12 protein-coding genes are annotated in these 13,419 nt (G+C 69.4%); 9 read left to right on the forward strand and 3 right to left on the reverse strand.

All coding sequences use genetic code 11. The annotated features are described in order from the left end of the window. Positions 1 to 6 precede the first annotated feature (6 nt). The 8 genes from R9Z33_RS05070 to R9Z33_RS05105 all read left to right on the forward strand — a co-directional run bounded on the left by R9Z33_RS05070 (position 7) and on the right by R9Z33_RS05105 (position 7,824). Complete coding sequence (locus R9Z33_RS05070) at positions 7 to 966, forward strand: ABC transporter permease (RefSeq protein WP_318650215.1); 960 nt, start codon at positions 7 to 9, stop codon at positions 964 to 966. Positions 967 to 970: 4 nt separating this feature from the next. Continuing rightward, the gene (locus R9Z33_RS05075) at positions 971 to 1,870 is read left to right on the forward strand and encodes an ABC transporter permease (RefSeq protein WP_318650216.1); all 900 of its coding nucleotides are present in this window, start codon (positions 971 to 973) and stop codon (positions 1,868 to 1,870) included. Between the two features lie 62 nt (positions 1,871 to 1,932). Beyond that, positions 1,933 to 2,844, forward strand: coding sequence for an ABC transporter ATP-binding protein (locus R9Z33_RS05080; protein WP_318651615.1), 912 nt, complete (start codon positions 1,933 to 1,935; stop codon positions 2,842 to 2,844). Continuing rightward, positions 2,841 to 3,821 (forward strand): ABC transporter ATP-binding protein, encoded by a 981-nt coding sequence (locus R9Z33_RS05085; protein ID WP_318650217.1) that lies wholly within the window; start codon positions 2,841 to 2,843, stop codon positions 3,819 to 3,821. Before R9Z33_RS05080 ends, R9Z33_RS05085 begins: the two co-directional genes overlap by 4 nt. A 220-nt stretch (positions 3,822 to 4,041) precedes the next feature. Beyond that, positions 4,042 to 5,145, forward strand: a complete 1,104-nt coding sequence (locus R9Z33_RS05090) for a sensor histidine kinase (RefSeq protein WP_318650218.1) — start codon at positions 4,042 to 4,044, stop codon at positions 5,143 to 5,145. A gap of 51 nt (positions 5,146 to 5,196) precedes the next feature. Next, a complete protein-coding gene (yghU, locus tag R9Z33_RS05095; RefSeq protein WP_318650219.1) occupies positions 5,197 to 6,072 on the forward strand; it encodes a glutathione-dependent disulfide-bond oxidoreductase in 876 nt (291 codons plus the stop codon). A gap of 58 nt (positions 6,073 to 6,130) precedes the next feature. Beyond that, a complete protein-coding gene (locus R9Z33_RS05100) occupies positions 6,131 to 6,940 on the forward strand; it encodes an exodeoxyribonuclease III (RefSeq protein WP_318650220.1) in 810 nt (269 codons plus the stop codon). After that, entirely contained in the window at positions 6,937 to 7,824 is an 888-nt protein-coding gene (locus tag R9Z33_RS05105) for a PhzF family phenazine biosynthesis protein (RefSeq protein WP_318650221.1), read from the forward strand. The genes R9Z33_RS05100 and R9Z33_RS05105 overlap by 4 nt, the downstream gene beginning before the upstream one ends. A gap of 105 nt (positions 7,825 to 7,929) precedes the next feature. Here the strand turns inward: R9Z33_RS05105 and holA are convergent, their stop codons facing one another. The 3 genes from holA to leuS are packed head-to-tail and all read right to left on the reverse strand — an operon-like array spanning position 7,930 to position 12,093. After that, complete coding sequence (holA, locus tag R9Z33_RS05110; RefSeq protein WP_318650222.1) at positions 7,930 to 8,943, reverse strand: DNA polymerase III subunit delta; 1,014 nt, start codon at positions 8,941 to 8,943, stop codon at positions 7,930 to 7,932. Between the two features lie 5 nt (positions 8,944 to 8,948). Beyond that, complete coding sequence (gene lptE / locus R9Z33_RS05115) at positions 8,949 to 9,515, reverse strand: LPS assembly lipoprotein LptE (RefSeq protein ID WP_318650223.1); 567 nt, start codon at positions 9,513 to 9,515, stop codon at positions 8,949 to 8,951. Continuing rightward, a complete protein-coding gene (leuS, locus tag R9Z33_RS05120) occupies positions 9,505 to 12,093 on the reverse strand; it encodes a leucine--tRNA ligase (RefSeq protein WP_318650224.1) in 2,589 nt (862 codons plus the stop codon). The genes lptE and leuS overlap by 11 nt, the downstream gene beginning before the upstream one ends. A gap of 86 nt (positions 12,094 to 12,179) precedes the next feature. On the opposite strand from leuS, the gene R9Z33_RS05125 reads away from it, so the two are divergent. Next, complete coding sequence (locus R9Z33_RS05125) at positions 12,180 to 13,286, forward strand: alpha/beta hydrolase (RefSeq protein ID WP_318650225.1); 1,107 nt, start codon at positions 12,180 to 12,182, stop codon at positions 13,284 to 13,286. Positions 13,287 to 13,419 lie beyond the last annotated feature (133 nt).

Here is a 13,419-nt window from a genome sequence, read left to right on the forward strand (position 1 = left end):
CCACCCGTGGCCCAGTATCTTCTCCGCCGCCTGCTGATCGCGATCCCGAGCCTGCTCGGGATCAGCGTCATTCTCTTCACCGTGCTGGCGCTCGCGCCGGGCGACCCTTTCGAGGAGCTGGCCACCAACCCGGCCATCCCACCCGAGGTGCGGCTCGCGCTGCGCGCCAGCCTGGGCATCGATGACCCGGTGCATATCCGCTATTTCCGCTGGCTCACGTCCATGCTGCAGGGCGAATGGGGCTTCTCCTTCGTCAGCCGCGTGGATGTGGACCAGCTGATCCTCCAGCGCCTGCCGGTGACGCTGGTGGTGATCGGGCTGTCGCAGGTGCTCGCATTGGCCATCGCGCTGCCCGTCGGGATCATGGCGGCGACGCGGCCCTACTCCATCTTCGACCAGGTGGCGAACACGCTCGCCTTCGTCGGCTTCTCGCTGCCCACCTTCTTCACCGGGCTGCTGCTGATCATGCTGTTTTCCATCCACCTGGACTGGCTGCCCTTCGTCTATCGCGCGCAGATCGACGCCTCGGGCTGGCAATGGTGGTGGGAGCACATCAAGCAATCCATCATGCCCATCGCCGTGCTCGGCCTGTTCCAGGGGGCGGCCTGGACGCGCTTCGTGCGCTCCGCCGTGCTGGACGTGGTGCGCCTCGACTATGTGACGACGGCGCGCGCCAAGGGCATCCCGGAGCGGCGGGTGATCAACCGCCATGTGGTGCGCAACGCGCTGATTCCGGTGGTGACGCTGGTGGCGCTGCAGATGCCCGCCGTGTTCGGCGGCGCCATCGTGACCGAGCAGATCTTCCGCGTCCCCGGCATCGGCTCGCTGCTCATTTCGGCGGTGCTGGCCAATGACACGCCGGTGATCATGGCGGTGACCTTCGTCTTCGCCTGCCTCGTCATCTTCTTCAACCTGCTCGCGGATGTGATCTATGGCTGGCTCGACCCCCGCATCAGCTACAGCTAGCGCGGTGGCCGGAGCCGTTCGCCGGCCGCCCGTCACCCCCACCGCCGAGGCCTGGCGCCGCTTCCGCAAGCACAAGCTCGCGGTGGGCAGCGCCGTGGTGCTTGGGCTGATGATCCTGGCCGTACTCTTCGGCCCCTTCATCTGGACCGTGCCGATCGACGAGATCGACTTCACCGCGCGCCTCCAGGGCCCCTCGATGGAGCACCCCTTCGGCACGGATGATCTGGGGCAGGATCTGCTGGCGCGCGTGCTCTATGGCGGGCGCATCTCGCTGGCCGTCGGCTTCGCCGCCATGGGTGTCGCGGTCACCGTCGGCGTGCTGGTCGGCGCCATCGCCGGCATGTCCAAGGGGCCGGTGGACGTGGCGCTGATGTGGGTGACGGACCTCTTCCTCTCGCTGCCGCAGCTGCCGCTGCTGCTGCTCATCATCTACCTCTTCCGCGACGCGCTGGCCGAGGTGGTGGGGCAGGAGCTCGGCGTCTTCATCATGATCGTGGCCGTGATCGGCCTGTTCAACTGGATGCAGGTGGCCCGCCTCGTGCGCGCGCAGTTCTTCTCGCTGCGCGAGAAGGAATTCGTGGAGGCGGCCCGCGCGCTCGGCGCCTCGCGCGTGCGGATCGTGGTGCAGCACATCCTGCCCAATGCGCTGGGCCCCGTGATCGTCGCGGCTTCCATCGACGTGGCGGGCGCGATCCTCGCGGAATCCACGCTCTCCTTCCTCGGCCTGGGCTTCCCGCCGGATACGCCGACCTGGGGGCGCCTCCTCTTCGACGCGAAGGACAACCTCGATTTCGCCCCGCATTGGGCGATCTTCCCCGGCCTCGCCATCTTCCTGACGGTGCTGACCATCAACTTCGTCGGCGATGGCCTGCGCGACGCGTTGGACCCGAGGCGCGTTCAGTGAGCGCCGCCGCCCCCCTGCTCGACATCTCGGGCCTGAAAGTCCACTTCAAGACGGATGACGGCATGGTCCGCGCCGTGGATGGCGTGGACATCTCGGTGAACCGTGGCGAGACGGTCTCGATCGTCGGCGAATCCGGCTGCGGCAAGACGGTCACCGCGATGACGGTGCTGAAGCTGATCGCCATGCCGCCCGGCCGCATCATGGCCGGCAAGATCCTCTTCGAGGGGCGGGACCTGGTGCCCATGGCGCCGGATGAGATGCGCGCGATCCGCTCCAAGCAGATCGGCATCGTCTTCCAGGAGCCGATGACCTCGCTGAACCCGGTCTATACCGTGGGGCAGCAGATCGCGGAGACGGTGCGCCACCATGAGGGCCTGTCCAAGCGCGCCGCCTTCGACCGCGCGGCGGAGATGCTCTCGCTGGTGCAGATCCCGAACCCGCAGAAGCGCGTACACGATTATCCGCACCAGTTCTCCGGCGGCATGCGCCAGCGCGTGATGATCGCCATGGCGCTCTCCTGCAACCCGAAGTTGCTCATTGCCGACGAGCCGACCACGGCGCTCGACGTCACCATCCAGGCGCAGATCCTGGAGCTGATGAACGAGATGAAGCAGCGCCTCGGCATGTCCATCCTGCTCATCACCCACGCGATGGGCGTGGTGGCCGAGACCTCGCAGCGCGTCATCGTCATGTATGCGGGCAAGGTGGTCGAGGATGCGACGGTGGAGAACCTCTTCGCCAATCCGCGCCACCCCTACACCCAGGGGCTGATCCGCTCGATCCCGCGCATCGACCTCGCCGCCACCACGCATACGCGGCTGGAGGCCATCCCGGGCTCGGTGCCGAGCCTGCTCAACCCACCCCGCGGCTGCCGCTTTGCCGCGCGCTGTCGCTACGCGACCGAGGCCTGCACGTTGGCGGAACCGCCTCTGCGCGAGGTCGCTCCCGGGCACAAGGTGGCCTGCATCCTATGACCCAGCCTCAGCCTCTCCTCAGCGTGAAGAAACTGGTGAAGCGCTTCCCCGTGAAGGGGGGCCTGCTGCGCCGCACGGTGGATCACGTGCATGCGGTCAGCGGCGTCAGCTTCGACCTCCAGGCCGGCGAGACGCTGGGCCTGGTGGGCGAATCCGGCTGCGGCAAGTCCACCACCGGCCGCCTCATCCTGCGCCTGATCGAGCCCACCTCCGGCGAGGTGAAGTTCGAAGGCCGGGACGTGACCGCGCTGGACAATGAGCATCTCGGCACGCTCCGCCGGGACATGCAGATCATCTTCCAGGACCCTTTCGCCTCGCTCAATCCGCGCATGACGGTGGGCAGCATCATCGCCGAGGCGCTGATCATCCATAAGCTGGCCAAGACCGCGCGCGAGCGCGAGGACCGCGTGGTGGAGCTGCTGGAGACGGTGGGCCTCAACGCCGACCACATGCGCCGCTTCCCGCATGAATTCTCAGGCGGCCAGCGCCAGCGCATCGGCATCGCCCGCGCGCTCGCGGTCAAGCCCAAGCTCGTCATCTGCGATGAGCCGGTGAGCGCGCTCGACGTCTCCATCCAGGCGCAGGTGGTGAACCTGCTGGAGGACCTGCAGGAGAAGTTCGGCCTCACCTTCCTCTTCATCGCGCATGACCTCTCGGTGGTGGAGCACATCAGCGATCGCGTGGCCGTCATGTATCTCGGCCGCATCGTCGAGATCGCGAGCGCACGCGACCTCTACACCAACCCGCTGCACCCCTACACCGAGGCGCTGCTCTCCGCCGTGCCCATCCCGGACCCCACGGTGAAGCGCCAGCGCATCATGCTGAAGGGCGACGTGCCGAGCCCGTTGCGCCCGCCCTCTGGCTGCCATTTCCACACGCGCTGCCCCATTGCCAATGCCGGCGCCTGCCGCGGCGAGGTGCCGGAGCTGCGCGAGGTCTCGCCCGGCCATTGGGTCTCCTGCCACTTGCGCGGATAGCCAGGCCGGACTCCGCCACGGGGCGCTCTCCAAGTTTCTCGCGCACCGCGCGCCCCGCTTGTGGTATCATCCATGCAGCGGGGCGCGGCCTCGTCTTCTTCATGTCTCTCTTCCTGCGGGCGCCCGGGCTGGATACCGCCGCGCCGCGACCTCTCCCGTGTCGCCGAAGCCCGCGCACCGCCTGCCGCACGCATCTGGCCCGCTCGCGAAAGTCCCCCGCATGACCACCGACGACGCCAAGCCCCGGCCCTTGACGGACCTCATCGACAGCCCGGACCTGGCCGCCGCCCTGGACAGCGACAGGTTCAAGCAGTTCCTCGATCACATCCCCTTTGCCATCGCCGTGGCGGAGCTGGAGCCGGTCGAGCGCGTCACCTACGCCAATCTCGAATTCGAGCGCCTCTCCGAGCAGCAGCCGGCGGAGCTGCTGAATCGCCCCTGGACCGATCTCAAGGCCATTGCGAGCGCGAAGGGCGATGACCGCCGCCTGAGCGAGGCCATCGTCGCGGGCGAGGACCACATCGGCACCTTCCACATCGAGGGTGAGCCCGGCATCGTGGTGGATGCCTGGTCGAACATCATCCATGACGACAGTGGCGTGGCGCTTTTCCGCCTGGTCGCGCTGGCCGCGGTCAAGACGCACAGCCGCGATGACCTCCAGGCCTTCGAGCGTCGCGTCGAGGAGAAGGACGTGCTGCTGCGCGAGTTGCAGCATCGCGTGAAGAACAACCTCCAGATGATCGCGGCCCTGATCCGGATGGAGGCCCGCAATGCGCCGGACGACGAGACGGAGGATTCCTTCAGCCGACTGGCCGGCCGCATCGGCGCCCTGGCGCTGCTCTACCACGCCCTGTCCCCGGACCAGCCACGCGAGAGCGTGGACCTGGGCACCTATCTCAGCCAGATCGCGGCCTCCGTCATGCAGGCCCATGCGGTGGAGGGCATCCGCCTCGACCTCAAGGTGGACACCTGGCCGGTCTCCATCAATGTCGCCATGCCCACCGGCCTCGTGGTGAACGAAGTGCTGACCAATGCCCTGAAGCACGCCTTCGTGGGGCGCGAGGGCGGCACCATCACGCTGCACAGCCTGGTGGAGGCGGAGGGCTGCCGGATCGTGATCGCCGATAATGGCATCGGCCTGCCGCCGGGCACCCGCTGGCCCACCTCCGGCCGGCTCGGCTCGCTCATCGTCGAATCGCTGCGGCAGAATGCCGGGGCGCAGCTGGAGGTGGACGCCCCGCCTGGGGGCGGACTGCGCGTGACGATCCGCTTCGCCCGCGTGGCCGCCGCACCCGAGCCCGGCGACGGGGCGCCGCGCGGGTGACACAGCGCGGGGCCGACCCCACATGATCGCCGATCGCAACGGAGTCCCTGCATGACCGACGCCCCCGAATACACCCCACCCAAGGTCTGGACCTGGGTGAAGGCCAATGGCGGCCGCTTCGCCAACATCAACCGCCCCATCGCGGGCCCGACGCATGAGAAGGAGCTGCCGGTCGGCAAGCATCCGCTCCAGCTCTACTCGCTCGGCACGCCCAATGGCGTGAAGGTGACCGTGATGCTGGAGGAGCTGCTGGCGCGTGGCCACAAGGGCGCCGAATACGACGCCTGGCTGATCCGCATCAGCGAGGGCGACCAGTTCGGCAGCGGCTTCGTCGCGGTGAATCCCAACTCGAAGATCCCCGCCCTGATGGATCGCAGCGGGCCCAAGCCCATCCGCGTCTTCGAGAGCGGCGCGATCCTCATGCATCTCGCCGAGAAGTTCGGCGAATTCCTGCCGACCGAGACGGCGGCCCGCGCCGAGACGCTCTCCTGGCTGTTCTGGCAGATGGGCAGCGCGCCCTATCTCGGCGGTGGCTTCGGCCATTTCTACGCCTATGCGCCGACCAAGCAGGAATATCCGATCGACCGCTTCGCCATGGAGGTGAAGCGCCAACTCGACGTGCTGGACCGCCGCCTGGCCGAGAGCGAATATCTGGCCGGCCCCGACTACACCATCGCCGACATTGCCGTCTGGCCCTGGTATGGCGGGCTGGTGAAGGGCTGGTCCTACGGCGCTGCCGAGTTCCTGTCGGTGCACGAATACAAGAACGTGCTGCGCTGGGCCGACCAGATCCATGCCCGCCCCGCCGTGAAGCGCGGCCGCATGGTGAACCGCATGGTGGGCGAGCCCGAGGGCCAGCTGCGCGAGCGGCATGACGCGAGCGACTTCGAGACGAAGACGCAGGACAAGGTGGAAGCCGCGACCTGACTTCCCAAAGGCGGCGCGGCGCGGCAGAGATGGGGCTCACGATCAGCGAGTCCCGCCCTTGTCCGCGCTGCGCATCGCCACCTGGAACATCAACTCCGTCCGTCTCCGGCTGCCCCTGCTGGCCGATCTCGACGCCGCGCTGAGGCCCGACGTCCTCTGCCTGCAGGAGACGAAATGCCCGGATGAGCTCTTCCCGCATGAGGGCATCCGGGCGCTTGGCTTCGAGCATGTGATGGCGCGCGGCATGAAGGGCTATAACGGCGTCGCCGTGCTCTCGCGCATTCCCTTCACGGCGCGCGCGAATGATCCTGACTGGTGCATGAAGGGCGATTGCCGCCATGTCGGCGTCACGCTCGCACTGCCCTCCGGCCCGCTGGACCTGCACAATTTCTACGTCCCCGCCGGCGGCGACATCCCGGACCGCGAAGCCAATCCGAAATTCGCGCACAAGCTCGATCTCATCGCCGAGGCCACCGCCTGGTTTGCGCAGCAGGCCCCGCTGCGCCGTTCGGTGCTGGTGGGCGACCTGAACATCGCGCCGCTGGAGCATGATGTCTGGTCGCACAAGCAATTGCTCGACGTCGTCTCCCACACGCCGATCGAGGTCGAGGCGCTGCAGGGCTGGATGCGCGCGGGCGACTGGCATGACGCGCTGCGCCACTTCGTGCCGGCCGAGCAGAAGCTCTACACGTGGTGGTCCTACCGCGCGAAGGATTGGGAGGCGGCGGATCGCGGCCGGCGGCTCGATCACGTCTGGGTCAGCCAGGACCTGCGCGGCGCGCTCGCGCGGCACGAGATCCTGAAGCCTGCGCGCGGCTGGGAGAAGGCCAGCGACCACGTGCCCGTGATGGTGGAGATGACGCTGTGAGCGCCTGGGATTTCGTCACGCTGGATGTCTTCACAGACACGCGCTTCGGCGGCAACCAGCTCGCCGTCTTTCCCGATGCGCGTGGCCTGACCGATGCGCAGATGCAGTCGCTCGCGGCCGAACTGAACCTGAGCGAGACCACCTTCGTCCTGCCGCCGGAGAACCCCGGCAACACGGCCCGAGTGCGCATCTTCAATCGCGTGGCGGAGATGCCCTTCGCTGGCCACCCCAATGTCGGCACCGGATTCGTCCTGGCGGATCGCGCGACGGATGGGCTGCTGCGCTTCGAGGAGATCGCCGGCCTCGTCGCGGTGACGGTGCTGCGCGATGCCGTGGGTGCCGTGACCGGCGCCGAGATCGGCGCGCCGCAGCCGCTCTCGTTGGGGCCCGAGATGCCGGCCGCGCTGGTGGCCGGCTGCGTCGGGCTCAGCGAGGCGGATGTGCTGACCTCCGCGCATCGCCCCGTCATGGCCTCGGTCGGCAATTCCTTCGTGCTGGCGGAGGTGACGGGCGAAGCGCTCACCCGTGCCAAGCCGGACCTCGCGCGTTTCGCGGCGGCGGCGGCCGAATTCCCGCATCTCGGGCCGCGCCGCCTGCCGCTCTACCTCTATGCGCGGGCGGGGGAGGCGCGGGTCAATGCCCGCATGTTCTCGCCCCTCTCGGGCACGGTCGAAGATGCTGCGACGGGAAGTGCCGCCACGCCGCTCGTGGCGCTGCTGCTGTCGCTGGGCGATGCGCCAAGGCTGAGCCTGGAGATCACGCAGGGGGTGCAGATGGGGCGGCCGAGCCTGCTCAGCGCCTCGGCCTTCCGTGGGGCCGATGGCATCCGCGCCAAGGTCGCGGGCCGCTGTGTGCCCGTCTTCGAAGGACGTTTCCGCCTTTGACGGCGTGCTGAACGAAGGTCCAAGAAACGGGTTTCCTGGTGGGAGAGCGCGAGACGGCAAAGCCCTCTCGCATTCCTCCGCTCACCTTGCCGCGCTCTGCGAGGCTTACCTCGCTGCACTCCGTGCGAGGCCCAGCACCACCTGCCGCGCCACCGTCTCATCCGGCAGGCCGGTGGATTTCGCCTGGCGTTCGGCGCGCAGCAGTGCGGCGCCCAGCGCCTCCAGCCGTGCCACGGACCAGCGCGACAGCGCCCGTGTCATCGCCGGCTTCGCCTTCCAGAAGACCGGCGGCCGCAGCGCGCCCACCGCCTCGTCGGCCGAGGCGCCGCCCTCCATCGCCAGCCGCGCCATGTGCAGCCGCTGCGTGTGGCGGAGCGCGGCGCGCAGCACCTGCACCGGGTTGGCACCCTCGCCGAAGGCCTTGGCGATGGCGCGGTCCGCCGCCGCCACCTCGCCCAGCGAGGCCGCCATCAGCGCCTCGTCCAGGTCGAGCATGCTGCCCTCGCCCAGCAGTTCCATGGCATCCTCGACCGTGATGCGGCTCCCTGGCTCCGCATGCAGCGCCAGCACTTCCAGCGCGCGGCGCATGGCCATCCGGTCCTCGCCGGCGCGCTCGGTCAGCCAGTCCAGCGCCGCGGGCTCGGCCGCGGCACCCAGCTCGCTGAGGATGCGCGTGATGGAGGCGGCGAGGTCCCGCCCGCGCTCCGCATAGCATTCGATGACCTGGCCGCGCGGATCGGCCGCCACCAGCGCCTTCAGCTTGGACTTCCCGGTGAGACCCGCGCCCTCGATGATGACGAGGCCCGGCCCCGGCCCGGCCAGCGCGCCCTTCACCGCCTCGGCCCAGGCATCGCGCGCATCGCGCAGGCGGATCGCCATGCGGCCCCCCATCAGCGGCACGGAAGCGGCCTCGCCCGCCAGCGAGCCGGGGTCGCGCGCCGCCTCGCGCGGGGGTTCCGCGATGCAGATGGGATCATCCCCGGCGACCGCGCGCACCAGCATGGCCGCGCGCTCATTCACGAGCCCCGCATCATCGCCGATGAGCAGGACGACGCGGCACTCGGCCGGCGGGTCGGCCAGGAAGCCCGGAAGGCGCCGCGGCTCGAGCTTCGCGACCATGGCCCTCAGCTCGTGGCCGCGCTCGCCATCCGGCGCCGCAGCGCAACCGCGACGCCGACGGTGACGCGCTGGCTCAGCTCCGCCACCAGGCGGCGCTCCATGTCCTCGCGCGAGGCGTCGGAGGCGAAGAATTGCAGGTTGGGCAGGTTGTAGGCATCCACCGTGCGCGCCGAACCGCGGTCCACCACCTCGCGCGGCACGGATTGCGTCGCCAGCACCCAATTGGCCGAGGCGACGACCCGCACGCGCGTGGCCAGGCCGTCCGTCTGGTAGCCCAGCACCTCTGTCGCGTAGACGAGCGTGACCTCCAGGTCATAGCGCGACTGCACGCCGGGCCGGCTGCCCTCAAGCTGGCGCTGCAGCGCGCGCCGCATGAGCTGCCCGTTGCGCTCGGGAATCAGGCCGACGCGCACCGAGGCCAGCGCCTCGGCCAGGTTCGGCTCATTGGCCGCCACGGCAGCGCCCGTGCCACCCTCGCCGTTCGGCCCGTAGAGCGGACGGAAGCCGCAGGCGCCCAGGGCCATCAGGGGCGCCAGCAGCGGGGCGGCGAGGAGCGCGCGTCTAGATGACAAGATTGACCACCCGGCCTTTCACATGGATGCGCTTCTTGACCGGCTTGCCGTCCAGCGCGCGGATGACATTGGGCTCGGCCTCGGCCAGGGCGAAGACTTCCTCATCCGTGGCGTCCACCGCAACCTCGATGGTGCCGCGCAGCTTGCCCAGCACCTGCACGGCGAGCGTGGCCGTCTCGGCCCGCAGCAGGGCGGGGTCCGCCTCCAGCCAGGGGAGGGTGGCGACCAGCCCCTGGCCGGGGTTCAGCAGCGCCCAGATTTCCTCGGCGAGGTGCGGCATCATCGGCGCACTCAGCCGCACCAGGGCCTCCATCGCCTCCCGCCGTGCGGCCAGCGGGGCCGCGGCGCTGTCACCGATGGTGTTGGCGAGTTCGTGGATCTTGGCGACCGCCACGTTGAAGGTGAAGGCCTCCAGCGCTTCGGTCACGGCGGCGATGGCGCGGTGCGTGGCCTGGCGCAGCTTCTTGCCCACCGCCTCGTCCGGCTTGTCGGCTTCGCTCATGTTCTGCGCGAGGCGCCAGATGCGGCCGATGAAGCGGCTGGCGCCGGCCACGCCGGATTCCGACCACTCCATGTCGCGCTCGGGCGGGTTGTCGCTCAGGATGAACCAGCGGGCGGTGTCGGCGCCGTAGCGGTTGATGATGGCGCCCGGGTCCACCGTGTTGCGCTTCGACTTGGACATGCTCTCGATGCGGCCGACCGTCACGGGCTCTTCCGTGCCCTTGACCACGGCGGTGCCGTCGGCGCGCTTCTCGACCTCTTCGGGGTAGAGCCAGCGGCCATCGGCGCCCTTGTAGCTCTCATGGGTGACCATGCCCTGGGTGAAGAGGCCGGCAAAGGGCTCGTCCAGCTTCACATGGCCGGTCGCCTTCATGGCGCGGGTGAAGAAGCGGCTGTAGAGCAGGTGCAGGATCGCGTGCTCGATGCCGCCGATATACTGGTCCACCGGCAGCCAGGCATCCACGGCCGCGTTCGTCACCGGCTGCGCCGCGCGGGGCGAGCAGAAGCGCGCGAAATACCAGGAGCTGTCCACGAAGGTGTCGAAGGTGTCGGTCTCGCGCCGGGCCGGCTTGCCGCAACTCGGGCAGTTCACGTGCCGCCAGGTCGGGTGGTGGTCCAGCGGATTGCCGGGCTTCGAGAAATCCACATCCTCGGGCAGCACGACGGGGAGCTGATCCGCCGGCACCGGCACCACGCCGCAATCATCGCAATGGATGACCGGGATGGGGCAGCCCCAGTAGCGCTGGCGGGAGACTCCCCAGTCGCGCAGGCGCCAATTGGTCACACCCTGGCCCTGGCCGAGTTCCTCGATGCGGGCGATGGCGGCGCGCTTGGCGGCCGGGACATCGAGGCCGTTCAGGAAGTCCGAGTTGAAGCTGATGCCATCCTCCGTGAAGGCCTCGTTGCCCACGGTGAAGGTCGCGGCGTCAGCCCCATTGGGCAGCACCACGGGCGTCACGGAGAGCCCGTATTTGCGCGCGAAGTCCAGGTCGCGCTGGTCATGCGCGGGACAGCCGAAGATGGCCCCCGTGCCGTATTCCATCAGCACGAAATTCGCGATCCAGACCGGGTATTCCTGGCCGGTGAAGGGGTGCCTGACGGTGAAGCCGGTGTCGAAGCCCTTCTTCTCGCCCTGCTCGATCGCGACTTCGCTCGTGCCCATCGCGCGGCATTCGGCGATGAAGGCGGCGGCCTCGGCCGAGCGCTGGGCAGCGGCGGCGGCCAGCGGATGCTCGGCGGCGACGGCGAGGAAGCTCATCCCGAACAGCGTGTCCGGCCGGGTGGTGAAGACCTCCACCTCCTCAATGCTTTCGCCGGGGCCATCCACGGGCGCGGCCAGCTTGAAGCGCACGCGCGCGCCCTCGCTGCGGCCGATCCAGTTGGCCTGCATCAGGCGCACGCGCTCCGGCCAGCGATCGAGCCCGTCCAGCGCCTCCAGCAGGTCGGGCGCGAACTTGGTGATGGCGAAGAACCACTGGCTGAGCTTCTTCTTCTCGACCGGCGCGCCCGAGCGCCAGCCCTTGCCGTCGATCACCTGCTCATTGGCCAGCACGGTGCCATCCACCGGGTCCCAGTTGACCCAGCTCTCCTTGCGCTCGACCAGGCCCGCCTGCAGGCAGTCGAGAAACAGCTTCTGCTGCTGGCCGTAGTATTCCGGGTCGCAGGTGGCGAATTCGCGATCCCATTCCAGCGAGAGGCCCATGCGTTTCAGCTCGGCGCGCATGTTGGCGATGTTCGCGTAGGTCCATTTCGCCGGATGGGTGCCGCGCTCCCGCGCCGCGTTCTCGGCGGGCAGGCCGAAGGCGTCCCAGCCCATCGGGTGCATCACCATATGGCCCTGCGCCCGCTTGTAGCGCGCCACCACGTCGCCCAGCGTGTAGTTCCGCACATGCCCCATGTGGATCTTGCCCGAGGGGTAGGGGAACATCTCCAGCACATAGTATTTCTTGGCGCCGGCCGGCGGCACGTCGGGCACGGAGAAGCAGCGCGCCGCCTCCCAGGCCTGCTGCCAGCGGGGCTCGGCGGCGGCGAAGTCGTAGCGGGCGTCAGTCTGGATGGGTTGGGGCGTGTCAGGCATGATGGAAGGTGAATAGAGCCCCCGGCCGGGCATCTCAAGGCGGCGGGCAGGCTTGCGGCGAGCCAATTTATGCCAAACTGCCCCCCATGCGCTGGCTTTTGATCCCGTGGCTGCTGTTGGCCGGCCTTCCCGCCCGGGCGGATGAGGCGGCGCATGCCCGCTTCTTCTCGGCCCGGAGCATTCCCGTGGCCCTGCCCTCCACCGGCCTCTCCATCTCTTTCACGCAGCACTACCGCGGCGCCGTGCCGCATGCGGCCTTCGCCTTCGCACAGGGTCCGGATGGTCGCGCTGCCTGGTCCATGGTCTCGGGCCATGACAGCCCGGAGGAGGCGAAGCGCGCCGCCATGGCCAATTGCACGCGCCAGCTCACCCGCATGCGGGGCGAGGGCGTGGGCAGCCCCTGCCGGATTCTCGCCGTGGATGGCGACCTGCGCGGCCCGACCGGAGAGCCGCAGCCCGGCGCGCCGAGCGTGAGCCCGGAGCGTGGCGGCATCGGCCCCTTCACCCGCAGCCCCTTCCATCTGCATCGCGGCCCCCGCGCCGCGGAGGGCGCCGTGATCTGGGCGCATGGCTATGGCGGCGCCGAGGAGGATCACCGCGGCCATGCCCTGCCCGGCATGGTCACGCCGCTGAACGAGGCCGGCTTCGACATCTTCCGCTTCGACCGCCACCCGGGGGACGACAACCTCTTCGTCACCCTGCCGCGCCTGGTGCGCGCCCTGCCGGCGCTGCGCGAGGCGGGCTATCGGCGCATCATCCTGGGCGGGCAGTCGCGCGGCGCCTGGCAGGCCATCCAGGCCGCCTCGGAACGGCCAGACCTGGTGGACGCGGTGCTGGCCGCCGCCCCCGCCGCGCATGGCGAGCGGCCTGAGCAGCGCGCGGTGGCGCTCGAGGATTTCCGCCGCGTGGTCGCCGGCCTGAACGAGCGCCGCACACGCCTCGCCGTCATGCTCTTCGAGCGCGACGAGTTCGACCCCTCGCCGGAGGAGCGTGCGCAGATCGTGGCGGCGCTGGCCCAGCGGCGCAGCGTTCCGACGCTGGCGCTCTGGGCCTCGGGCCCGGCGCGCGGCCATTCCGGCGTCTCGGACTGGCGCTTCACCCGGGATTATGCGGGCTGCGTGGTGACGCTGGTGCAGGCGCCGCCGGCGGCGGCCCCCCGGGGCTTGCGGCGCGAGGGCTGTGGCGGCGGCTGACGCCCGCGCGGTTGCGGGCGAGGCGACGATCTGGCACGCCCCCCTCTGACCGGGCAGCGCGTCTCATCATTTTGGACGCCTCGGTCTTGAGTCTTGGCGTAGATCCGAGATCAAAGCCATCTCGAAACAAAAT

The organism is Sediminicoccus rosea (assembly GCF_033547095.1).
Lineage (GTDB): Bacteria > Pseudomonadota > Alphaproteobacteria > Acetobacterales > Acetobacteraceae > Roseococcus > Roseococcus rosea.

Coding starts and splice junctions, on each gene's coding strand:
- yghU (WP_318650219.1), top strand. CDS start 5,197: ATGACCGACGCCCCCGAATACACCCCACCCAAGGTCTGGACCTGGGTG.
- leuS (WP_318650224.1), bottom strand. CDS start 12,093: ATGCCTGACACGCCCCAACCCATCCAGACTGACGCCCGCTACGACTTC.
- R9Z33_RS05125 (WP_318650225.1), top strand. CDS start 12,180: ATGCGCTGGCTTTTGATCCCGTGGCTGCTGTTGGCCGGCCTTCCCGCC.
- R9Z33_RS05085 (WP_318650217.1), top strand. CDS start 2,841: ATGACCCAGCCTCAGCCTCTCCTCAGCGTGAAGAAACTGGTGAAGCGC.
- R9Z33_RS05090 (WP_318650218.1), top strand. CDS start 4,042: ATGACCACCGACGACGCCAAGCCCCGGCCCTTGACGGACCTCATCGAC.
- holA (WP_318650222.1), bottom strand. CDS start 8,943: ATGGTCGCGAAGCTCGAGCCGCGGCGCCTTCCGGGCTTCCTGGCCGAC.
- R9Z33_RS05080 (WP_318651615.1), top strand. CDS start 1,933: ATGGTCCGCGCCGTGGATGGCGTGGACATCTCGGTGAACCGTGGCGAG.